The organism is Acinetobacter baumannii, assembly GCF_009759685.1.
GTDB classification, from domain to species: domain Bacteria; phylum Pseudomonadota; class Gammaproteobacteria; order Pseudomonadales; family Moraxellaceae; genus Acinetobacter; species Acinetobacter baumannii.
Window position 1 is genome coordinate 3284775 of record NZ_CP046654.1, and the last position, 23969, is coordinate 3308743.

The following is a 23969-nucleotide window of genomic DNA, read 5'->3' on the forward strand; positions in this document are numbered from 1 at the left end:
CAGCTTTTTTTATTATTTATTAGTGATTTTCCGAAGCGTGGTTAATTGTGTATTTCGGAATCTCAATTTCAAGATCTTCATCTACAACTTTCACCTGACATGAAAGACGTGAGTCAGGTTCCAACCCCCAAGCACGGTCTAAAAGATCGGCTTCAACATCATTCATTTCTTCTAAGCTATCAAAGCCTTTACGAACGATCACATGACAAGTTGTGCATGCGCAAGACATATCACAAGCATGTTCAATTTTGATTCCTTTGTTGAGCAAACTTTGGCAAAGATTTGCATTTTGTTCAACCTCAAATTCTGCTCCTTCTGGGCAAAATTGAGCGTGAGGAAGTACTTTAATACGTGGCATATTGATCACCTATACCTTTTAATTTGATTTTGACCAATCATCGAGCTTCGTGCCTTTTAAGGCATGGTCAATATGTCGATTCATCCGTAGTGCTGCAAAAGCATCACTATGTACTTTAAGTTGTTGAACTGCTTGCTCAATTGCTTGAATATCACTGCCTTCAAGCTGAGCTTTTAATGATTCCTTAGCAGAGTTGAGTGCTTCAAGTTGCTTTTCATCAAGTAAATCTGCATCTACTTTTAATGCTTGCTCAAGAGCCTCAAGCTCACGTTCTGCTTCAACTTTAGTTTCTTTTAAATGACGAAGATTTTTGTCCTCTTCGGCATGTTGGAAACCTTCAATTAATAAGCGTTCCGTATCTGCCTCAGATAAACCATAAGATGGTTTGATATCGATATGAGCTTGCACGCCAGAAGTTGCTTCACGAGCAGAAACGGTGAGTAAGCCATCTGCATCAACTTGGAAAGTGACTTCAATACGAGCTTGGCCTGCAGTCATTGGTGGAATGCCATGAAGTACAAATCTACCTAATGAACGGCAATGTTCAACTAAATCACGTTCGCCCTGAACTACATGAATTAACATAGCAGTTTGACCATCTTGATAAGTGGTGAACTCTTGACGACGTGCAACAGGAATAGCTGTATTACGAGATATCAGGCGCTCAACGAGTCCTCCCATTGTCTCTAGACCCAGAGAAAGAGGGGTTACATCTAAAAGAAGAGAACCATCTTGGCTATTACCGATTAACTGGTTGGCTGTAATAGAAGCGCCAATTGCCACCACTTCATCTGGGTTGATCGTGCAAAGAGGTTCTTGGGCAAAAACTTCCCGTACTGCTTTTTGGACAGCATAAGAGCGAGTAGAACCACCTACCAAAACAACATTTTGAATATCGGTTAACTCGAGTTTTGCATCACGCAGTACACGTTTACAAACACTAATCGTTTTGTCTAATGCTACTTGAATAATGCTTTCAAATGTAGGGCGATCTAGTGTGAGAGTTGCTTCGAGTAACTTTAATTCAACTGAATCTTGAGTTGATAATTGTTCTTTAGCTTGACGTGCTGCCACAATAAATACGGCATAATCTTCATCGCTTAATACATCAATATTAAGCTGTTTTTTAGCCCATTTTACGATTAGACGGTCTAAGTCATCACCACCTAAAGCAGTGTGACCACCAGTCGCTAAAACTTCGAATACGCCTTGTGAAAAACGTAAGATAGATACGTCAAAAGTACCGCCACCCAAGTCATAAATTACATAATTACGGTCGGTCGCTAAATTACTTTCTTGATCTAATCCATAAGCTACAGCGGCAGCTGTAGGCTCATTTAATAAACGTAATACATTTAAACCTGCAAGTTGAGCTGCATCGCGAGTTGCTTGACGCTGAGCTTCATCGAAATATGCAGGAACGGTAATTACTGCTCCATTAACAGGATTTTGTAAGCTGTCTTCAGCGCGAGCTTTTAATTGTTTTAAAATTTCAGCTGAGATTTCTACTGGTGTTTTGCGTCCAGCACGAGTTTCAAAAGCAGGCATTTCATTTTCTGAGCCTACTAACTCATAAGGGTGTTGAAATTTAATATCTGCCTTTGAACGGCCCATAAATCGTTTAACAGAAACAATTGTATTTTTTGGATCTGCAATGATAAACGGTTTAGCTTCTTCACCATAATGAGTTGTATTGTCCCCATAATGAACGATAGAAGGAAGTAATCTTCTATTTTGAACATCATTGAGTACTTTAGGTTTGCCTGATAACACTGTCGCAACTAATGAGTGTGTTGTTCCTAGGTCAATACCAATCGCAATGCGATGTTGGTGTGGGGCACTGGATTGACCCGGTTCAGCAATTTGCAAAAGTGCCATGAGTTAAATCCCTTGAAAATAAAGTAGAGAAAGCAAAATTAAAAATCGTCGTCTAAATCAAAACTGTCTTCATCATCTAACAGTTGATCTTCTGCTTTATCAATATCGTTTAAAACACGTTGAAAGAAACGTAACTTACGTACGGTATCGCGTGCTTCTGCCCAATCTTCTTCACTGTAATCAATTTTGAATTCACGGACCAAACCATCAATCCATTGTTGTACTTCTAATCTTAAAGTACGTAAATGTTCAGATGATGTCGCTTCATCAAGTTGTTCACGAAGTTCTAAAGCGGATTGTAGAAATTCGAAATCACTAATAGATTGATCAAGATGATGATCTTGCTTTTTAAGAGCTAAAAGATAAGCAGCGCGGCTATCAACTTGAGAAAGCGTTTTAAAAGCTTGATTGATTTCACTTGATTTGATCAATGCTTGATCTTTATCTGCGGCTTTATCTGGATGATATTGTTGTTGCAAACTTAAGAAATTTGATTTCAAGCTTGCCAAATCGATATCGAGTGCCACAGGTAAATTGAACAACTCAAAATGATTCATTAGAAATGAGGTCCACATTAATTAAATACATTAAAACAGTGCTGTTAAAAGGCACTGTTTTAATGAGAAAAAGGAAAGGAGAGAATTAAACAGTGAATGACTCACCACAACCACATTCACCCTTTTTATTAGGATTGTTAAATTCGAACCCTTCATTAAGGCCATTTTTAACATAGTCCATTTCTAAGCCGTCTAAGTAAACTAAGCTTTTAGGATCTACAAAAACCTTAACGCCGAATTGTTCGAAAATTTGATCATGTTCATCGATATCATCTACAAATTCGAGAACATAAGCCAACCCAGAACAACCAGAAGTTTTCACACCAACGCGAATGCCTTCACCCTTACCTCGGTTTTTAAGGTAATTGCTAATATGAGTCGCAGCATTTTCAGTTAAATGAATCATGAAAACTCCAACGTTTATAATGGTAACAAATTAAGCTTTTGATTTTTTACTACGATAATCTTCAATCGCAGCTTTAATTGCATCTTCAGCTAATACAGAACAGTGAACTTTTACTGGCGGAAGAGCTAGCTCAGTTGCAATATCAATATTTTTGATTGCTTGAGCTTCATCAAGAGTCTTGCCTTTTAACCATTCTGTTACAAGTGAACTTGATGCAATTGCAGAACCGCAACCATAAGTCTTGAAACGTGCTTCTTCGATTACACCGTTGTCATTTACTTGAATCTGTAAACGCATTACGTCGCCACATGCAGGTGCACCCACCATACCTGTACCAACATTTTCAGAGTTTTTGTCTAAAACACCAACATTACGTGGGTTTTCGTAATGATCAATTACCTTTTCGCTATAAGCCATTTCGCTTCTCCAAACCTCGGGGTCAGCCTAATATTAATATGAGGGTTAAAACACTAATTTCAATAATTAGTGTTCTGCCCATTCAACTGTAGAAAGATCGATACCTTCTTTGTACATATCCCAAAGCGGAGAAAGTTCACGTAATTTCTCAACAGCGGCTTTGGTAATTGTAAGCACGTGGTCAATATCTTCTTCAGTCGTGTATTTACCAAAACTAAAGCGAATTGAGCTGTGTGCTAGCTCATCAGATAAACCTAATGCGCGAAGAACATATGAAGGCTCTAAAGTAGCAGAAGTACAAGCAGAACCACTTGATACAGCAGCGTCTTTAAGCGACATCATTAAAGATTCACCTTCAACAAAGTTGAAGCTGACGTTTAAATAGTTAGCAACGTTTTGAGTTGGGTGGCCATTTAAGAATACTTGTTCAAGGTCTTGTAAACCGTTCCAAAGTTTGTCACGAAGTTTACGAATACGTTCTTGTTCTGCATGCATTGTTTTGCCTGCAAGTTCAAAAGCTTCACCCATACCAACAATTTGGTGAGTCGCTAAAGTACCAGAACGCATACCACGTTCATGTCCACCGCCATGAATTTGTGCTTTTAGACGAACACGTGGGCTACGACGTACATATAATGCGCCGATGCCTTTTGGACCATAAATTTTATGAGCAGAGAAACTCATTAGGTCAATTTTCATAGTAGATAAGTCGATATCGACTTTACCAGCTGCTTGTGCTGCATCTACATGGAAAAACGTTTTATTTGCACGTGTTAATTCACCGATCGCTGCTACATCTGTAACTGTACCAATTTCATTGTTTACCATCATAAGAGAAACAAGAATAGTATCTGGGCGAAGGGCAGCCTTAACCATTTCAGGAGTAATTAAACCTGTTTGTGGTTCTGGCTCTAAATAAGTGATTTCAAAACCTTGTTCTTCCAATTCACGGCAAGGATCTAGAACAGCTTTATGTTCAATTTTACTTGTAATGATATGTTTGCCTTTAGATGCATAGAATTGAGCAACACCTTTTAGAGCAAGGTTGTCTGATTCAGTTGCACCAGAAGTCCAAACGATTTCACGTGGGTCAGCTTTAATTAAGTTTGCGACTTGCTCACGTGCATATTCAACTTTTTCTTCTGCCTGCCAGCCATAAGCGTGGGAACGAGATGCAGCATTACCAAAGGTACCGTCGAAAGTTAAACACTCCATCATACGTTCTGCAACTTGCGGATCTACTGGAGTGGTTGCTGCGTAATCAAGATAAATTGGACGTTTCATATCAAATACCTGTACCCGATAAAAGAGCTGAATCTGTGCCAGTTACATTTTGGCGTAATGCAACAGTTTGAACGTTGTCTCGGCTAATGAGGTTGGCAAGAGTGATTTTAGCTAAATAGTCGGCAATATGATGAGAGAGTTCTTGCCATAAATCGTGAGTAAGACACATTGCACCATTTTGGCAGTTGCCTTTATGGTCACAACGCGTTGCATCAACGGTTTCATTTACGGCTTCAATGATTTCTAACACAGTAATTTCATCAGCGTTTCGAGCCAAATGGTAACCACCATTTGCACCGCGAACACTAGAAACTAACCCATGACGCTTAAGTTTTGCGAACAACTGCTCTAAATAAGCAACTGAAATAGATTGACGTGCGGCAATTTCGGCGAGCGTGATCGTTTGTTCAGTTGGCTGCAAAGCTAAATCAAGTAGAGCAGTCACTGCGTAGCGACCGCGAGTTGTAAGGCGCATGATTCGATACACATGTTAAGACTAGATAATAGGATTTTATGAATCCCGACTAAAATAGTCAAGTTTTTTTATTTTTAATTCAAGTGCAGGATCAAATTAGAAAAAATAAGTTAAGCTACCCACAAATTATATATGAAATAAACAATAAATATTAGGCTAATTATACCAAAGCACAAGTTAATGTTCCGTTGGCGCTGTTGTAAACGTGCAATTCGGTTTTGATACTGTTTAATTTCGACATGCAACGAATTTATTTCTGAGCGTTGTTGGTCGATTTTTTCAAGTAATGGAGCAATTTTTTTGCGAGAGGCTAGGGCTTCGGCTTCATCATCTGGTGCGTTGAACCACTGTTTCCAGTCTGCTAGAAGCTTAGGTAAAGTGAGATGCGAAATTAAATCGATAAGTTCTTTTTTAGTCTCTGCATCCCCATCAATTCGCATGTTATTCAGGCTACGTTGATTTGAAAAAACAAAAATTTTGATAAGGTCAACGAGAGTACTATTAATTTCTAAATCAATCCGACGGTCATATGAGTGAATATCAAATAGCAATCCTTTTTCCGTAAACTGCACATAGAAATCGAAAAATGGCAAATAGCTATTAATACGGATTGTTATTTTATTGGCGATAAACTTTTTCGCTTGTAAGCGAAGAACACCATCGTGGGTGAGAATAAATGAGAAAAAAGTTTCTAAAATAATTAGAACAATATTCAGCAACAGACGTGGATGTTTTTGTCTTTGTTGCGTTTCACTCATAAAAGTTTATCCTTAAATATTAGAGATTAATTGAGAGAATGAGACATCCTATCTCAAACTTAACACAATGTCCTGTTAAATATATTTACATGACATGATTGTTTTGTAGAACAGTTTCATAAATGTATCAAGTCTTGACTTTGTTATTATAAGAATATTTTGTGGTTAAATAACACTTCGTCTCTCTCATCCGATCAGGAGCTTAGATCAATGGATAATGCAAACATAGAAACACAAGCAGAAGAGCAAGGAGAAAAAAATAAATCAAAATCAAAAAGTTCTAGAAAATCTGCATTAGATTTTAGAAAGTATACGAAACAAATCTGGTTGGCAGGTTTGGGTGCTTTTTCACGTGCCGAAGAAGAAGGGAACAAACTATTTGACTCATTAGTCAAAGTAGGGGAAGAGTTAGAATCCAAAACAGGTGATTTAGCAGATACAACTGTTGGTAAAGTAACCGAAAAAGCAAAAGAGTCGGTTTCTGATACAAAAGACAAGGTCGAGAAAATTTTAGATACGAGTGTAAACCACTCTTTAAATAGAATTGGCTTGGTCACTCCGAAGGATTTACAGCACATTGAACAACTCCTAGTTCAACTGCATATAAAGGTAGATGCTTTAATTGAAGAAAATCAGAAATTGAAGGCAAAATTGAATGAAAAGTAAAAAAATGTAGGGATTTAGCAAATATATAACAGTTTTTTAGCATTTATTTTTGCTAAAAGCTCTGCTCTAGTATTGCGTTTTCCCCCAAAGCATTGCTATAAAGGCGTCATGGCCTTTTAAACTATAGCCTTGGACCTTAAACAAACGATATTAAGAGGATGTTTTATTCATGAATAAATCAGAATTAATCGATGCAATTGCTGAAAAAGGGGGAGTATCTAAGACTGATGCAGGCAAGGCACTCGATGCGACAATTGCGTCAATTACTGAAGCACTTAAAAAAGGTGACACAGTAACTTTAGTTGGTTTTGGTACTTTCAGTGTTAAAGAACGTGCTGCACGTACTGGTCGTAACCCTAAAACTGGTGAAGAGCTTCAAATTAAAGCAACAAAAGTACCTAGCTTTAAAGCTGGTAAAGGTCTTAAAGATTCAGTTGCTTAATCTTTTAAGATGATTAAACGCGCCAATATAGGCGCGTTTTTTATTAAAAATCTGAATTGACCAATATTGCTCATTCATTCATTGTGGTTTTTCAGTTAAAATTCTCCTCGAAATAAAATATTGGAATACTTATGGAATCGTTTCGTACAGTCATTAAGGGTTGGCTCGGCAAAGTCCTTTTAGTTTTGTTTTTGACCCCTTTAGCGCTTGTAGGTATTGAAGGATATTTTAATAGGGGAAACAAGGCAGATGTCGCAAAAACTGTAAATGGACAGGACATATCAAAAAAAGACCTTGAAACTTTAACGCAAAGGTATAAAGAACAATATTTAGCTGCTGTAAAGGGTGATGAAAGTTTACTTAATTTACCGGTAATTCAAGCCAAAGCTCTTGATATATTGGTATCCCGTAATTTGCTCATTCAACAAGCTGAAAAATTAGGTATTTCTTTAAGCGATGCTCAAATCGAGCAAATGTTAGCTCAGCAGCCAAGTTTGCAAGAAAATGGCCAGTTTTCACAAAAATTATATGAAAATTATTTGCGTTCGATTGGTATGACAAGCGAAGGCTTAATCGCTAGCTTACGTCAAGATCACGCTTTAAAAATGTTGACTTCAACTTTTGCAGATTATTCTTTAGTGAGTAAAGTTGATTTAATGCAAATTGCGAATTTGCAAACTGAACAGCGTACATTGCATTTGGCTAGTATTAAGTTAGACCCTTATAAAGCTGGTTTAACTGCATCGAACCAAGAGGCTACTGATTACTACAACAAACATCAGAATGAGTTTAAACAGCCTGCTTCTGTTGATGTAGATTATGTTGTTTTATCTCCGTCTTTAATGGCTAAGCCAGCTCCAGCCACAGATGCCGAGCTTAAACAAGCTTATGCAAAGTTCGTAGAAACTCAGCAAAAAGATGCTAAACGCATAGTGAAACATATCCTTATTACGACAGACGCTCGTGATGATGCGGCAGCTCAAAAACTTGCTAAAGATGTATATGCAAAAATTCAGGGTGGACTTTCATTTGCTCAAGCAGCAGCTCAGTTCTCTGAAGATCCAACTTCTAAGACGAAAGGTGGATTAGTTGAAGCATATGCACCTGGTGTTTTCTCTGATGCATTTGATAAAACTGTTTTAAGCTTGAAAAATGGTCAAATTTCTCAGCCAGTAAAAACACAATATGGCTATCATATTATTGAAGCGGAGACTCAGGCCAACCAAATTCCTTCATTTGAAGCTGAGAAATCACGTTTAATTGCAGAAGTTGAAAAGAATAAAGTTGCATCTGTTTATTCAGATACCGTAAATAGTTTGAATGAAACGATTGTTGGTAATGATTCTTTAGATGCTGTTGTACAGCAGGTTAAAGGTACAAAAATCGAATCATTAAATGGTGTAACTTTAGCTACTCAAAATCCATATTTAAGTGATCCTAACGTAAAAATTAAATTGTTTAATGATGATGTGAAAAATGGCGATCGTAATGCTTCATCTAATATTCAATTAGCGAACGGAGATACTGTTTGGGTTAAAGTACGTGACTATCATGCGGCTGGTGTTAAACCACTTGCCCAAGCAATGAATGAAGTAAAAGCTAAAGTAATTGATGAGAAAGCACGTAAAGCAGCTCAAGCGAAAATCGCTACAATGCTGACAGAATTCAAAACTCAGCCAGCTGAACAAGTTGTCGCGAAAAATAAAGTTGCTTTTGAATCAGCGGGTGTATTTACTCGTTCACAAGGTTTAAAACGTGCAATTGAGCGTGCAGCATTTAGTGTTCCTGAGCCAAAACCAGGTATGTGGTCTGTAACTACCGCGAACTTACCAAATGAGTTAGTGGTTGTGGCTGTTTCTAATGTAAATTCAGCTGCTGTTAACGCTATGCCTGCTGATCAGTTGCAACAATTAAAACAGCTTTACCGCCAATCTCGTGGTCAACAGATACTTGAAGATTACAGCGAATACTTAAAGTCACACGCTAAAATCAAATAAAATCTATGTAATAAAAAAAGCGCTTCGGCGCTTTTTTTATTATTCCTCGAGATTAGTACCAATATAATTTTGTCTATATTGTTTAGGTGATAAATCAAATACTCTTTTAAATGCCTGACTAAATGCGGTTTCGGAAGAATAGCCCACTTTATTTGAAATTTGTTGTATTGATAAATTACTTGTGCGTAGATATTGGCTAGCTAAGCGGAAGCGATAATGCTGTAAATAAGTAAGAGGTGGTTCACCAATAATACTATTAAAAAGATTGGCAAACTTAGATCGTGACATGCAGCATTGTTCAGCTAATGTTTCAACAGTCCAGCTTATTTCAGGTTGACTATGAATTGCGGATAAAGCATTACTTAATTCAGGATGTGTGAGGGCACCTAACCAATTTTGTTGATCTGACATTTGTTGAATATGATCACGAATACATTCAATTAAAAGAATACTGACTAAGTGATCAATAATTTTGTCATGACCTGGTTGGATTTTTTGTGTTTCGACCGCTAAAAAGTAGAGACCTATTTGCAACCATTCAGGAGGAGTGGCCTGATTCTCATGTTGAATATGCATAATAGAGGGTAATGCATTAATAAGTGGCCCTGCCATATAAGTATCGACTTGACAGCGCAAGCAGAGTAATAGGGTATTTTCAGATGTTGATGAGCCTAATTCAATTGGATCGTGGCGATGTCCATTAAATAATGGAGTAATATCGACTGGATCTACAAGTTTACTTGCAGTAGCTTTTGAGTCTGTAGCATGATGCGCTTTTCCAGAAGGAATTAAAATAATATCTCCAGCTCTTGCTGTTATTTTCTCTGACACATTTAATTGGATATATACAGAACCCGTTAAAACGATATAAGCCAGTAAAGCAGATTGATCTTGTGTTTTAAAAGCCCATTCACCTTGTGCTTTTATATAAATATATTCAGACTTATTTAAGTGGATATCATCAAAAAATTTACTTAGTGCATCCATGTTTACGTGATCAATCATTATTTTAATAAAATTATAGTGAGCTATAAGAATAGATCAACATGTGTTTTTAGGACAAAAAAGTGGAAGAAAATGCCAAAGACTTTGAAATAGGTTTTTTGGACGGTTACAACTGTTAAGAAAATAGTATTTCTTTAACTATATAGATATATAGAAAAAGGAAATATGACTATGAATGCACCAGTAAATGTTCAGCAAGAACTTATGCCAGTGCCAGCGTCTATGCGTGAGATAGATCGTAAGCGCTATTTATGGATGATTAGTCCGGCTCTACCTGTAATTGGTTTAGGTATTTTAGCTGGATACCATTTTGGTCCACGCCCATTAAAGAAAGTATTTGCTTTAGGTGGCCCACTTTTATTACACGTTGTGATTCCTGCAATTGATACAATTATTGGTAAAGATGCGCGTAATCCAACCGATGAAGAAATTAAACTTCTTGAGAAAGATCCATATTATTCGCGTTTGGTAAAAAGTTTTATTCCATTGCAGTATGCGGCAAATATTTATGCATGTTATTTAACAAGCCGTAAAGATACTTCATTTATTGACAAAATTTTGCTTGGTATTTCGATGGGTGCCATTAATGGTATTGCAATTAATACAGCCCATGAATTAAGCCATAAACATGATCGTATAGACCATATTTTATCTCATCTTGCTTTAGTGCCTACAGGTTACAACCATTTCCGTATTGAGCATCCATATGGCCATCATAAGCGTGCAGCTACTCCTGAAGATCCGGCATCTTCACGTATGGGTGAAACATTCTATGAATTTTGGCCACGTACTCTTATCGGTTCTTTTAAATCAGCAATTGAAATTGAGAAAAATCGTTTAAAACGTAAAGGTAAAGAGTTTTGGTCACTCGATAATGAATTGCTGCAAGGCTGGGGTATGAGTGCTGCTTTCCATGCTTCTATGGTAGGAATTTTTGGTAAACGTACAATTCCTTATTTAGCAACACAAGCATTTTACGGGATTAGCCTATTCGAAATTATTAACTATATTGAACATTATGGCTTATTGCGTCAGAAAAAAGAAAATGGCCAATATGAACGTACAATGCCAGAGCATAGCTGGAATAATAACAATGTAGTGACCAACTTATTCTTATATCAGTTACAGCGTCACTCAGATCATCATGCTTATCCAACTCGTCCATTCCAAGCGTTACGTCATTTTGATGAAGCACCAGAGTTGCCAAGTGGCTATGCAAGTATGCTGCTACCAGCCATGATTCCTTCATGGTGGTTTAAAATGATGGATAAGCGTGTATTTGATCACTACAAAGGGGATTTAAATAAAGCAAATATTTCACCAAAACGTCGTGCAAAAATCTTCAAAAAATTTGGTGTAGTCGATAAGTCCTTAGAAGCTACACAGGCTGAATAATTAAAAAATATATTCCTGAAATACCGAACCCTCTAATCATGTGATTAGAGGGTTTTATTTTTGCCGATAAATCATGGTGCTAAAAAGCAAGGAAGTTAAAAAACTCCCTTGCAATATTTCTATTTTAGTTCACTTGAAGATTTTCCAAGCTCACGTCGCGCAATAATAAGTTGCTGGATTTGTTGAGTACCTTCAAAAATATCAAGAATTTTTGAATCACGTGCCCACTTCTCAAGTAGTTCATCTTCGTTATAGCCAACACTTGCTGCTAACTCGACACACTTCAAAGTGATTTCATTGCCTACACGACCTGCTTTTGCTTTAGCGATGGAAGCTTCTTTTGAGTTTGGTTTTTTGTTGTCTGCCATCCAGGTGGCTTTCAGCATAAGTAACCGTGCAGCTTCCCATTCGGCTTCCATTCGGTAAATTTGTGCAGCAAGGTTGGAAGTTTGCAAATATGGAGTCGAGTAGTCAGGATCAAGCTGATCTTTAAAAATTTCTTTAATACGCTCTAGTGATGCTTTCGCACAACCGATTGCCATTGCTGCAACTAACGGGCGAGTATTGTCAAAAGTTTCCATTACTCCGGCAAAACCTTTTGCAACATCGACTTCGGCATTACCTAAAAGATTTTCAGCTGGAACACGACAGTCAGTAAAACTAATAACGGCTGTATCAGAAGCTTTGATACCTAACTTATGTTCAAGTCGTTCAACCTTCATTCCGGGTGTACCCTTAGGCACTACGAATGACTTGATTGCTGCTCGTCCAAGTTTTCGGTCAAGTGTAGCCCATACAACTACCGAGTCCGCACGTTCACCAGAAGTTACGAAAATCTTTTCACCATTTAAAATATAGTCATTGCCATCTTTAGTTGCCGTAGTACGGATCGCAGCAGAGTCAGAACCACAGCCTGGTTCAGTAATCGCCATAGCCGCCCAAGTACCTTTAAAACGTTCTAGTTGCTCATCATTTGCGACCGCGGCAATTGCAGAGTTTCCTAAACCTTGACGTGGCATGCTGAGTAATAGCCCAGTATCGCCATAACACATTTCAATGATGCCTAACGCTGTTGACATGTTGGTTCCATTACGGACTCCTTCATTATCAGTTTCACCACGTTTTCCTGCACCGGCAGCCCCTGCATTAATTCCTTCACCACCTTCATTCATGCCATCAATGAGTGAAGCGAGCATATCGAGTTCTTTCGGATAAGCATGTTCTGCTTTATCGTATTTACGGGAAATAGGGCGTAATACATTGATCGCAACATCATGTGCCTGATCAATCATCATTTTGAATTTTTTTGGATTTTGTAAATTCATGAAAATATCCTCTGATTGATCTTAAGCATGTAGGCCAGAATGTAAAATTGCGGTTGCGCGTAAATCACGATACCAACGTTCAACAGGGTGTTCTTTTGTAAACCCATGACCACCTAAAATTTGTACGCCATCTGTTCCTATTTTCATGGATTTTTCTGCGCAAAGAAGACGAGCTAAATATGCTTCACGATGGAAAGGTTTACCTGCTTCGGCAAGACTTGCGGCATTTAGAATTAGCATGCGCATAGCATCAATTTCAATTGCCATATCTGCAATCATGAATGCGACACTTTGACGATGTGAAATTGGTTCTCCGAAAGCAGTTCGCTCATTGGCATATTTAATACAGTAGGCTTTTACTGCTTCACAGGTTCCTACAGCCATTGCACACCACATTAAGTTGCCTAAATCTAAAAAGGCGGTGTAATCAAAATCTGTTGCACCTAGTCGTAGAGCAGGTGTATGACTGAATTTTAATGTAGCTGTCTCTGCTGCTTTGAGACCCATAGCAGGAGTACTTTTAATAGAAATGGTATCGCCAGCTTGTACTACAAATACATCCGGCTTGCCATTAAAGTCTGCACTCACCAAGAACACATCAGCCAAATCTCCTAAAATGACCAATGTTTTTTCGCCCTCTATAAAATATTGATCATTTTCAAGAGAAGCTTTTGTTTTTAAAACATAAGGGTTAAATGCTGGAGTAGCTTCTTGTACAGCGAAAGTGGCGGTAATGTCGGAGTCTTCTGCAAAGCAAGGTAAATACATTGACTGAACTTCAGTAGAACCCCAACGTGTAATGGCATTAATAACACTAAACGTACTTAAGAGCCCTGCTGTAAGACTAAAATCACCTTCAGCTAGTTTTTCAGCAATCAATAAGTTACTTACAATATTTTGTTCAGCGGCGACACCACCTAGTGCTTCTGGAAGAGCGTAATAGTTTAATCCTAAATCTTCTACATATTGCCAAAGGCTTTCTGGAAATTGAGCTGTCTGATCAGCATCATGAGCTAATCCCAATAAAACTTCTTGAGCAAATTGAGACATTGCCTCTGAAGTCATTTGTTGTTCTTCAGTTAGGCTTAAATCAAATAGGTTTTTCTTCTGTTGAGGCAGGCGTTGTTGGGGAATTTGCTTAGGTTTAAATGCTTTCTGAGTCTGACTTAATGCTCTAAAACCAGCTTTTGAACCTTGGTAAAGAGACCTTTCAAGAAATTTACGTAGTTTGAGTTGATCAAGTACATCGCTTCCAGCTAGTTTTGTGATCAGCGATAAACCCAACCCTTGGGCTTTATTGATCATATTTGTCATGATTATGGTGTCCTAACACATTGTTATTGTTTTATGCTGACACGCTGTATAAGAAAAAACTATGTCGTTGCTGACATTCAAAAAATGAGTAGATAAATGGTAAAAGCAAAAAAGGTTTTATTCTATATTTTTGATTTTATAAAATAAAATAAGTTTTTAAAAAGAACTATTTTGTTTGGATTGACTAGAATGACACGGAATCATTCTAGTCTTAATAATATTAAGCAAAGTTACGAATCATACGTCGTACATTTGTTTTGGCATCAATAACAGTCATAAATGTATATGCGCCAATAAACTTACGGCTAATAAACATAAATTCTTTTGGAGGAACCGAGAAATATCGAGACGCCATTGATTTGCTTGCTTGCTGCATAACACGACTATGTAACTGGCTCTTTTTCCAGTCATAACGTTCATGTTCATCCATCAGGCCAGCTGGCATATCTGGATTATTTGCAGGCGTACTGAATGCTTCTGTCGCAAGTAAAAACACATCGGCCATGCCGGGTTTAATACTTTCAGGCATTGCATCGAAAAACTCATATCCAGTCATTGCTTGGACCATCGCATGTTTATCATGCTGATAACCCGCTTGTATAAGATTACGCGCAACTGAGAGTAAATGTTCATCGAACTGACGGATCGCACCAAAGTCTAATAGTACAATTTTATCCTGAATGTCTTGGCCATTACCTAAACGAACAAGGTAGTTACCAAAGTTAGGGTCAGTTTGCATTTCACCCCATTCAAAAATCTCACGAACTGCAATCTCTAGTGAAGCTTCACCGAGTTGATTGCGACGTTCTTGAGGAAGGGAAAGCATGACTGGACTATTAATTGGCACGCCACGTTCAAAGGTCATACATAAGACTTGATCGGTACAGTATTCATCTACAATTGTAGGGACGATATAGCGCTCATCATCTTTTAAACGCTCAGCAAAGCGACGTGTTGTGGCTGCCTCTACGTGATAATTGACTTCACGATGCATCATTTCACGTACTTCATCAAACCACTGATCAAACTCACGAGTTTGAGGAACCATACGTGTAAGCTTAAGCATGTTTTTAAACAGACTCATATCGGAGTCAATTGCATTCGCAACACCAGGGTATTGAATTTTTAAAACTAACTCTAAACCGTCTGACTTACGTGTTGCGCGATGAACTTGTGCCAGAGAAGCCGTACCGATAGGCTCATGGTCAATTGTTAGATCATTTAACTTAGAACCTAGTTGTTCTTGTAAATGAGGTTTAATTGCTGGCCAGTCTAAAGCAACAGTTTGGTTATTTAAGGTATTTAAAGCTTGAGTAATTTCTTCAGGTAAAAAATGTTCACCATAAAGCGCCATCATTTGGCCAATCTTGACAATAGAACCTTTAAGTTTGCCAATTTCAGAAACAAGATAATTAGCTTGCTCGCTCATTGCCTTTTTACGCTTCTTCTCTTTTTCTTCTTCACTAGAAAAGAGGGAAGAGGCACTTGCAGTAGCCCAACGTGTTCCTGCCAGTAAAGAAGCTTTCGCGATTGATAAGCGTCGATCCATGGAAGAAGTTTTTAAACTCTTAAGCTTATCGTTCTGATTTGACATGAAAATAGAATCCTATGCGCATCATGCAGCCAAACGCTGGTGATCTAAAATTGTAACGAATATTACATGTTTTGAACGTATTAAAATAGTTCCCTCAGACTGAATGGTGAGTTGAAAGTCTCATTTTAGATTTTAATTTTCTAAAAATAGCCTAAGCGTTAGAGAGAAAATTAAAATATCCACCACTCAGAAAAATAAACCACTACAAAACGTCGTATTAGATGCTAACCGTAAAATTACATTTTAAATTGAATTTTCAATTCAGCCTTTTGCATTAAATGTATACGATTAGCTTGAATATGTTGAATAACCATTTGCTTGACGGAATCATGCATAAAACCAAGCGCATGAGCCTTTACAATAATGATGCTAGGCAGTGTATAGAAAAAGTACTTAACATCATCAAAAGTCGCATTATTAAAAATGCCTTGTTCGATTAAGGTCTGCTGTAAAAATTGCTTTTCATTTAATACATGATCTGAAGACTCATCCCAAAAACGGTGACGCATTGCCATCAGATTATTGTGTTTGTAACTCATAAATTCGCCAGTTCAGACTTTAAATCTCAACTAAATATATTGGAGTCATCTACTCAATATCAAGTTTAGATTGTTTTTTGTTCGGTGTTCGTTTGATTTTTCATGTAAATGATGTAAATAGCCTAAGTAAATTTTAAACTTTCCTTAAAATAAATATAATCAATATCATTTCACTAAATTTTAAACTCCTATGACTCCTGCATGTAGACTGTTAAAAAGTAACAAAATCGAATTTTCTACCCATGAATATGAACATGACGCAAATGCTAAAAGTTTTGGCTTAGAGGCTGCTGAAAAATTAAACCTTAATGTAAATGAGGTGTTTAAAACACTTCTGGTTACCGATGAGAAAAATTATTTTGTTGCGGTTATACCAGTTAACTATCAACTCAATTTAAAAAAAGTAGCTACGGCAGTGGGGTGTAAAAAACTACAGATGGCAAATCCTAAAGATGCCGAACGTTTAACAGGGTACTTAGTGGGTGGAATTAGTCCTTTAGGCCAAAAGAAACGTTTGAAGACAGTAATTGATGCCTCTGCACAAGAGCTCAGCAAAATTTATGTAAGTGGCGGTAAGAGAGGGTTAGATATTGGTGTAAATCCTAAAGATTTAGCACAAATATTAACGGCGCAATTTGTAGACCTACTTGATTAAATTTATGAAAAGGTGACTACTTATTAATTTAAGCAGGAGTGGGTTGGCTCAAATCGGGTTTTATAATGAAAACCTATTGTAAATGAGAATATTATCATTTAATACTATTGTTAAATTTAGTGAAGAAATTTACATTAAGTAGTCACTCTTAGAATAAACATATTTAATTTCAAAAAGTTATTAAAAAAAGAAAAATTATTCAGCATGTTGAATAATGAAATGATAATAATTATCATTAATATTATTCTTAGCCTTACATTGACTGAGTAGAAAAATCATAAACTAAATATGATTAAGCAGTTGTTTTTAACAAATTGTTAAAAAGAAATTTTTTTAAAACAAAAGCTTAAGATTCTGAATAGGATGTAGTCAGATGCAAGAACTTGCCAACCGATTGGCGATACAAAATTTCGTCAACGCTTATATGCAAGAGACTGGCAAAGGATATTTACTTTCTTTTGACCAACAAAGTTCAACTCAACAAGCGTTTAGCTCTGGTTTGACGCTGTTAACTCTTCCTCTTCCTTCTATACAAGCAGAATGTTCTGTACCTTTATCTTATGTAAGTCGTGTAGGACGCCATCGTCTCGCTGCTTTACCGAAAATGTGTATTGATGGTCAATGGCAAAAAATCAGTGCAGGAACCATTGTTAGTCTTTTACTTGAAGAGTTGGTTATTGAATCTCAATTCAAATTAGATGCTGCTTCATTGTTAGAGAAATGGATACAAAGCCGGGACGCGCTACTACAATTCTTAAAACAACGCCACAATGATTTCGATGATTTAGTAAAGGCTGGGCAGAATTTTATTGAAAGTGAACAGGCATTAATTTTGGGTCATAGTATGCACCCAGCGCCTAAAAGCCGGAATGGTTTTGTTCATGAAGATTGGTTGAAGTTTTCACCTGAACATGCTGGAAAAACCCAGTTACATTATTGGCTTGTTCATCAGAATTATATTGCTGAAGGTTGTGCAACTGAGCAGCCAATTTCAGATCAAGTTAAAGACGCAATCCGTTGGTATTTGTCCGAAAGCGATTTAAACCTGTTAAAGACTCATGTTGAATTTAAATTATTGCCACTACATCCTTGGCAAGCTCGTTATTTACAAGGTAAACCTTGGTTTGAGCAATTAAAACAAACAGGACAGTTAATTGATATTGGTTTACGTGGATGGCAATCTTCACCGACTACATCAATTCGGACCTTAGCAAGTTTTAACGCCCCTTGGATGGTTAAAACTTCACTATCAGTCATGATCACTAATTCAATTCGAGTGAATTTGGCAAAAGAGTGTCATCGTGGCGAAATTTCTTATCGTTTATGGCACAGTGATTTAGGTAAAAAAATATTAAAACAGTGCCCAACATTGAAAGCAGTTAATGATCCAGCCTGGATAGCTCTGCAAATAGACGGCGAGATTATTAACGAGACAATTTGTATTTTCCGTGATCAACCATTTGCAGTACAGCAACAAGTCACTTGTATTGCATCTTTATGTCAAGACCATCCAAATAAAGAGTTAAATCGTTTTAATGCTTTATTTGACCAAATTGCTCAGAAAAATCAACAAACGAATTTTAAAGAAATTGCTTTGGATTGGTTTGATCATTTCTTGAAGATTGGCTTGGCTCCGTTAATGTATGTTTATCATAAATACGGTATGGCTTTTGAATCGCATCAACAAAATGTATTGCTTGAGCTAGAAGATGGTTTACCGAAAAATCTCTGGTTACGTGACAACCAAGGCTTTTATTATATTGAAGAGTTTGCAACTGAAATTGTAGAAGCATTACCAGATTTACTAGAAAAAGCTCATGCGGTTGGTCCTAAAGATTTTGTGGATGAACGCTTTAGTTATTATTTCTTTGGCAACACTTTATTTGGTTTGATTAATGCAATTGGAGCAACTGGCTATATCTCTGAAGATGAACTGTTAATCCATTTGCAACAAAATTTACTTCAATTATTAGAGCAATACCCAGATAGTACATTATTACAGGGTTTATTGTTTAACGATTCTTTACCGTATAAAGGCAATTTACTTACACGTTTACATGAATTAGATGAGCTTATTGCTCCATTAGAACATCAGTCTGTGTATGTGCAGCTACCAAATCCACTGTACGTTGAACAGAAGGATGTGAGTTATGCTTGATTTTATTGGAATTGGACTGGGGCCGTTTAATTTAAGTCTGGCTAGTCTGTTACATGATAAAAGCGAGCTGCAATATCGCTTTTTTGATCAGCGTGAGAAATTTGACTGGCATGCTGGTATGCAATTGCCCAATGCGATGTTACAAGTTCCTTTTATGGCTGATTTGGTTAGTATGGTTGAGCCAACCAGCCCTTTTAGTTTTTTAAATTATTTAAAACACCATCAACGTTTATATAAATTCTATTTTAGAGAAAATCTGTATATACCGCGTCAGGAATATAATCATTATTGTCAATGGGTTGTAGAACAACTTAACCATATTGAGTTTAGTAGCCATGTGCTGGATATTAAACCGATTAAAGGTGGATTTGATGTGGAGGTAGTGTGTAATGGGCACCACCAACATTATCGTACTCGACAATTGGTATTGGGAGTGGGTACAACTCCACATTTACCAGAAAGCTTACAACAGATTTACTCAAAATCAGGAACCTGCCTGCATTCATCAGAATATTTACAGTACAGCTCCCAGAAGTTATCAGGAAATGTAGTTTTAATTGGTTCTGGACAGTCTGCAGCAGAAATTTTTTTAGATCTATTTGATCGTCAGTATATGAATGGTCGAACTACACCAGACTTTCATCTTTATTGGTTAACCCGTTCTGCTGGTTTCTTTCCAATGGAAAATACACCATTCGGTTTAGAACATTTTAGTCCGGATTACATGCATTATTTTTACCATTTACCTTCAGGTTTAAAGGCAGAGTTACCAGCGCAACAAGCAAATTTATATAAAGGTATTAGCAGTAAAACGATACGTGATATTTATGAGCGTTTATATCATCGTAGTATCGGTGGAATGCCTACAGATGTTACGTTGGCTGGACATCATCAACTGCAATATGCAGAGCTCTTAGAAAACCAGAAAACAAAGTTGTGTTTTGAACACCGTCAGCAAAATAAGAATTATATTCTGGAGGCTGATTGTGTTATTGCAGCAACGGGTTATCGTTATCCAAACCCTAAGTTTCTACAAAATTTACAATCTTTAATCATACGAGATCAGGCCGACCATTGGCAGGTGGGTTCAAACTTTAAAGTCAATTATCAAGGTGAGGGATCTATATTTATTCAAAATATGGAAGTTTATCACCACGGCGTAGGTACGCCTGATTTAGGCTTAGGAGCATATAGGGCAGCCACAATTGCAAATCAATTGGTTGGTGAAGAGCTATTCAAACTTGATCATTCTCAGTCATTCCAACAATTTGGAGTGAATGCATCAGCGCAAGAAGAAGTTTCTGTTCGCAATATTGCAGCCTCAAAAATAACTGAGTTTTCAAGACCCTTAAATAAATCAGGGCCAATGCATCATTCTGCTTTGGGAGCGTATGCACGAAGTAAATTATCTGAGCATATTGAATAAGCTAAACAGAGGATATGTGTATGGAACGTTCTTCTGTGTCCGCGGCTCAACCTCATGAGCAAAGTTTACAACGCTACGTACTTCTGACGGTTATGCTTGGTACAGGTACGGTTAGTTTAAATAACAGTAGTTTCAACCCTGCAATACCTCATTTAATGTCCTATTTTCAGGTAGGTGAGGTATGGGCAAGTTGGGTCGTTGTTGCCTTTTTATTAGCAATGAGTATCAGTTTGCCTTTAGCTGGTTTCCTAAGCCAGCGTTTTGGTAAGCGGTCAATTTATTTAATTGCCTTATTGGGGTTTGCTTTGGCTTCTACAGCAGGTGGTTTATTTAATCAGTTTGAATCGGTGTTGATTGCTAGAGCTCTGCAAGGCTTTTGTAGCGGATTAATGATTCCATTATCTCTTGGACTAATTTTTTCAGTTACGCCAAGTGAACAACGGGGAAGTACGACAGGATTATGGGGTGCCATGATCATGCTAACCTTAGCAGTTGGGCCTATGCTCGGAGCACTGGTTTTGGTATGGCTTAATTGGAAGGCCTTATTTTTTATCAATTTACCTGTTGCTTGTCTGGCATTAATTTTAGGCTATGTTTTTCTACCTAAAGAGCAAGGGGACAATAAGCAAGAGTTTGACTGGGCAGGATTCTTTTTTCTCGGTTCAAGCATAGTTTTATTACTTGGGACACTGAGCCAAATCCATCAAATTCAGGACTTACTTCAACCTCTATATGGTGTGCTTTTAGTTCTAAGTGTGCTGCTTTTTATAAGATTTATTTTTGTACAAAAGAATAAGTCTATGCCATTAATCGAGCTAGCTTTGTTTGCTACGAAGGGTTTCCGCTACAGCTTAGTCATTTGTGTGGCACAAACAGTAGGCTTATTTATTGGCATGTTGCTCATTCCACTATGGATACAGCACCTTCTAAAGTTAAGCCCGCTTTGGACTGGTTTTGCGCTAATGAGCAGTGCAGTAGTTACCGGTATTTGTAGTCAACCTGCCGGAAAATATCTAGATCGTTACGGTGCTGCAAAAATCATGTCTCTTGGACTAATGATTACTGTGGCTTCTTTTCTTTTGCTTGCTTGGGCACCTGTACAAAATGTCTGGTTTATTGTGTTTTGTATGATATTACATGGCTTAGGAATGGGACTTTCTTATATGCCATCGACTACGGCAGGCTTGAACAGCTTACGCCAGCAGCAACAGCATCTAGTTACTCAAGCGGCCGCTCTAAATAATTTATTCCGACGTATTTTTGCTGCAGTGGCAGTCGTTATTGCCGCGTTATATCTTCAGCTAAGACAACAATCATTGCCGTTAAATACTCAAGCAATATTTACATCATTTCACACTATGCAGGAAATCTTTGTGTGTTGTGCAATTCTTATACTTTGCACTTTGCCTTTCGCATGGCGTTTTCCTGAACAGTACAGAATCGACCAATTAAAGAAATAGGATTAATAAAAATGGGACAATTACATCCAGTTTTATCAAATACACATGTGATTCAAAATGCTTTACAGGCTTGGCAGCATCCAAATTCGGATCAGGCAAAATATGTTGAGCAACGTGTTATTAAACAATTACTTCAAGCTTTAATTTTTGAAGATATTATTCATTCAGAATATGATGGAAAAAATTTTATTATAGAAGTACAAAATAGTCAGGGCCAAACCATTCGTTATGTCGCTGCAGGGCAAAGACAATATAGTTACAAGCTGGTACGTCTCGTCCGCAATCAGGATGTATTTCGTCAAGATGAAAACGGTCATTATCAGATTGCTACTTTAAATTTAGTTATTGATGAAATTCTTAGAACCATAACCGATGCAGCAAAAGTTGAAGATTTTATTTTTGAATTAAAACGAACATTTATTCATGATTTACAGTCTCAAGCATGTTTTGATCACTATGCTTTGCCGGCAATTCAATATCCATATGATATTTTAGAATCATATTTAATGGATGGTCATCCATATCATCCGTGTTACAAGTCACGTGTAGGTTTTAGTTTACAAGACAATGTACGCTATGGGGTAGAGTTCGCCCAACCAATCGCCTTGGTCTGGTTGGCTGTGCATCAGGACATTGTTGCAAAAAAACATTCAGAAGATATAGAGCCAGATTTATTTTTTAAGGAGCAATTGAATTCACAAGACCAAGAGCTATTCCTGCAACATCTCTCAGATCGTGATTTGAAGGCTGAAGAATATATTTGGATTCCGGTTCATCCTTGGCAATGGGAAAACCATTTAATTTCTATTTTTGCTGAAGAAATTCTAAATGGCAAAATTGTTTATTTAGGGCAAAGTCAGGATCGCTATTTAGCCCAACAATCTCTACGCACTATGACTAACTTGCAGCATCCGGAAAAGCCTTATATCAAACTGTCCATGAGTCTAACTAACACATCAAGCTCACGTGTTCTGGCAAAACATACAGTAATGAATGGGCCAATTATTACAGACTGGTTGCAACGTTTAATTAAACAGAGCAAAACCGCCCAAGAGCTTGATTTTGCTGTATTACATGAAGTGTATGGTTTAAGCGTGGATTTTACTAAATTGCCAAAATCACATGCTCAACAGGCCTATGGCACAATTGGATGTCTATGGCGTGAGAGTGTGCATCAATATTTACGTGAAGGTGAAGATGCAATACCGTTAAATGGCGTGAGTCATATCCAAAAAGATGGGCAAGCATTAATTGCGCCATGGTTACAGCAATATGGTGTTGAATCATGGACACGTCAACTTTTGAAAGTTGTGATTACTCCTTTGATTCATTTACTTTTTGCGGAGGGAATTGCAACTGAATCACATGGCCAAAATATTATTCTTGTACATAAACAAGGTTGGCCAACGCGAGTTCTTTTAAAGGACTTCCATGATGGTGTGCGCTATAGTCCAGCACATTTAGCACACCCTGAATTGGCTCCTGAACTCGATCAGTTGCCGCCTGAGCATGCAAAAACCAACAGTATGTCATTTATTTTGACAGATGATTTAAATGGTATTCGTGATTTTAGCTGTGCCTGTCTGTTTTTTGTCGCTTTAACCGATATTGCAATATTTTTAAATCAAAACTTTGATCTTCCAGAAAAAAGTTTCTGGCAATGGGCTGCGGAAGTCATCCAAAATTACCAGCAGCAACATCCAGAGCATGCTTCACGTTACCAATTATTTGATGTTTTTGCCGAAAAATTACGCATTGAGTCATTAACTAAACGGCGTTTATTTGGCGATCGTAGTATACAAATTAAATTTGTCGATAACCCGTTAGCTCCTTTTAAATTGCAGGTGAAGTGAGATTTAT

22 protein-coding genes are annotated in these 23969 nt (G+C 37.4%); 9 read left to right on the forward strand and 13 right to left on the reverse strand.

From position 1 onward, the window contains the following. Positions 1-19: 19 nt before the first annotated feature. From fdx to GO593_RS15770, 8 genes are all read right to left on the reverse strand, one after another. A complete protein-coding gene (fdx, locus tag GO593_RS15735; RefSeq protein ID WP_001137383.1) occupies positions 20-358 on the reverse strand; it encodes an ISC system 2Fe-2S type ferredoxin in 339 nt (112 codons plus the stop codon). Between the two features lie 18 nt (positions 359-376). After that, complete coding sequence (gene hscA / locus GO593_RS15740) at positions 377-2236, reverse strand: Fe-S protein assembly chaperone HscA (protein ID WP_001196569.1); 1860 nt, start codon at positions 2234-2236, stop codon at positions 377-379. A 38-nt stretch (positions 2237-2274) separates the two neighbouring features. Then, positions 2275-2793, reverse strand: a complete 519-nt coding sequence (gene hscB / locus GO593_RS15745) for a Fe-S protein assembly co-chaperone HscB (RefSeq protein WP_001015254.1) — start codon at positions 2791-2793, stop codon at positions 2275-2277. Positions 2794-2878: 85 nt separating this feature from the next. After that, positions 2879-3199, reverse strand: coding sequence for an iron-sulfur cluster assembly protein IscA (gene iscA / locus GO593_RS15750; protein ID WP_000581597.1), 321 nt, complete (start codon positions 3197-3199; stop codon positions 2879-2881). A 30-nt stretch (positions 3200-3229) separates the two neighbouring features. Next, positions 3230-3616: a Fe-S cluster assembly scaffold IscU gene (iscU, locus tag GO593_RS15755; RefSeq protein ID WP_000331712.1), complete on the reverse strand. Its 387-nt coding sequence runs from the start codon at positions 3614-3616 to the stop codon at positions 3230-3232. Between the two features lie 66 nt (positions 3617-3682). Beyond that, positions 3683-4900, reverse strand: a complete 1218-nt coding sequence (locus tag GO593_RS15760) for an IscS subfamily cysteine desulfurase (RefSeq protein WP_000828390.1) — start codon at positions 4898-4900, stop codon at positions 3683-3685. A gap of 1 nt (position 4901) precedes the next feature. Beyond that, positions 4902-5375, reverse strand: a complete 474-nt coding sequence (locus GO593_RS15765; RefSeq protein WP_001241480.1) for an Rrf2 family transcriptional regulator — start codon at positions 5373-5375, stop codon at positions 4902-4904. A gap of 110 nt (positions 5376-5485) precedes the next feature. Continuing rightward, complete coding sequence (locus GO593_RS15770; protein ID WP_000005343.1) at positions 5486-6133, reverse strand: hypothetical protein; 648 nt, start codon at positions 6131-6133, stop codon at positions 5486-5488. A 210-nt stretch (positions 6134-6343) separates the two neighbouring features. Between GO593_RS15770 and GO593_RS15775 the strand changes: the two genes are divergently transcribed. The 3 genes from GO593_RS15775 (at position 6344) to GO593_RS15785 (ending at position 9238) form a co-directional block, all read left to right on the forward strand. After that, on the forward strand, positions 6344-6799 hold the full coding sequence (locus GO593_RS15775; RefSeq protein ID WP_000368000.1) for a phasin family protein: 456 nt from the start codon (positions 6344-6346) through the stop codon (positions 6797-6799). A gap of 169 nt (positions 6800-6968) precedes the next feature. Then, a complete protein-coding gene (locus GO593_RS15780; RefSeq protein ID WP_001043034.1) occupies positions 6969-7241 on the forward strand; it encodes an HU family DNA-binding protein in 273 nt (90 codons plus the stop codon). A gap of 131 nt (positions 7242-7372) precedes the next feature. Further along, positions 7373-9238: a SurA N-terminal domain-containing protein gene (locus GO593_RS15785; RefSeq protein ID WP_000443428.1), complete on the forward strand. Its 1866-nt coding sequence runs from the start codon at positions 7373-7375 to the stop codon at positions 9236-9238. Between the two features lie 39 nt (positions 9239-9277). On the opposite strand, the gene GO593_RS15790 is transcribed toward GO593_RS15785, so the two are convergent. Further along, positions 9278-10225, reverse strand: coding sequence for an AraC family transcriptional regulator (locus GO593_RS15790; protein ID WP_000339570.1), 948 nt, complete (start codon positions 10223-10225; stop codon positions 9278-9280). A gap of 189 nt (positions 10226-10414) precedes the next feature. Between GO593_RS15790 and GO593_RS15795 the strand changes: the two genes are divergently transcribed. After that, entirely contained in the window at positions 10415-11638 is a 1224-nt protein-coding gene (locus tag GO593_RS15795; protein WP_000993539.1) for an alkane 1-monooxygenase, read from the forward strand. Positions 11639-11757: 119 nt separating this feature from the next. Here GO593_RS15795 and GO593_RS15800 read toward each other — a convergent pair whose 3' ends face one another. From GO593_RS15800 to GO593_RS15815, 4 genes are all read right to left on the reverse strand, one after another. After that, positions 11758-12963 (reverse strand): acyl-CoA dehydrogenase family protein, encoded by a 1206-nt coding sequence (locus tag GO593_RS15800; RefSeq protein WP_001053241.1) that lies wholly within the window; start codon positions 12961-12963, stop codon positions 11758-11760. A gap of 21 nt (positions 12964-12984) precedes the next feature. Beyond that, on the reverse strand, positions 12985-14268 hold the full coding sequence (locus GO593_RS15805) for an acyl-CoA dehydrogenase family protein (protein ID WP_170825911.1): 1284 nt from the start codon (positions 14266-14268) through the stop codon (positions 12985-12987). A 229-nt stretch (positions 14269-14497) separates the two neighbouring features. After that, positions 14498-15871, reverse strand: a complete 1374-nt coding sequence (locus tag GO593_RS15810; RefSeq protein ID WP_000070798.1) for an ABC1 kinase family protein — start codon at positions 15869-15871, stop codon at positions 14498-14500. 236 nt (positions 15872-16107) lie between these two features. Then, entirely contained in the window at positions 16108-16410 is a 303-nt protein-coding gene (locus GO593_RS15815) for a hypothetical protein (protein ID WP_001983881.1), read from the reverse strand. Between the two features lie 190 nt (positions 16411-16600). Between GO593_RS15815 and ybaK the strand changes: the two genes are divergently transcribed. The 5 genes from ybaK (at position 16601) to GO593_RS15840 (ending at position 23962) form a co-directional block, all read left to right on the forward strand. After that, on the forward strand, positions 16601-17065 hold the full coding sequence (ybaK, locus tag GO593_RS15820; RefSeq protein WP_000186525.1) for a Cys-tRNA(Pro) deacylase: 465 nt from the start codon (positions 16601-16603) through the stop codon (positions 17063-17065). 373 nt (positions 17066-17438) lie between these two features. Further along, complete coding sequence (locus GO593_RS15825) at positions 17439-19223, forward strand: IucA/IucC family protein (protein WP_001156893.1); 1785 nt, start codon at positions 17439-17441, stop codon at positions 19221-19223. Next, the gene (locus GO593_RS15830) at positions 19216-20649 is read left to right on the forward strand and encodes a lysine N(6)-hydroxylase/L-ornithine N(5)-oxygenase family protein (protein WP_000883669.1); all 1434 of its coding nucleotides are present in this window, start codon (positions 19216-19218) and stop codon (positions 20647-20649) included. The genes GO593_RS15825 and GO593_RS15830 overlap by 8 nt, the downstream gene beginning before the upstream one ends. A 20-nt stretch (positions 20650-20669) precedes the next feature. Further along, complete coding sequence (locus GO593_RS15835; protein ID WP_000442390.1) at positions 20670-22109, forward strand: DHA2 family efflux MFS transporter permease subunit; 1440 nt, start codon at positions 20670-20672, stop codon at positions 22107-22109. A gap of 11 nt (positions 22110-22120) precedes the next feature. Then, positions 22121-23962, forward strand: a complete 1842-nt coding sequence (locus GO593_RS15840; protein ID WP_000531130.1) for an IucA/IucC family protein — start codon at positions 22121-22123, stop codon at positions 23960-23962. Positions 23963-23969: the final 7 nt, after the last annotated feature.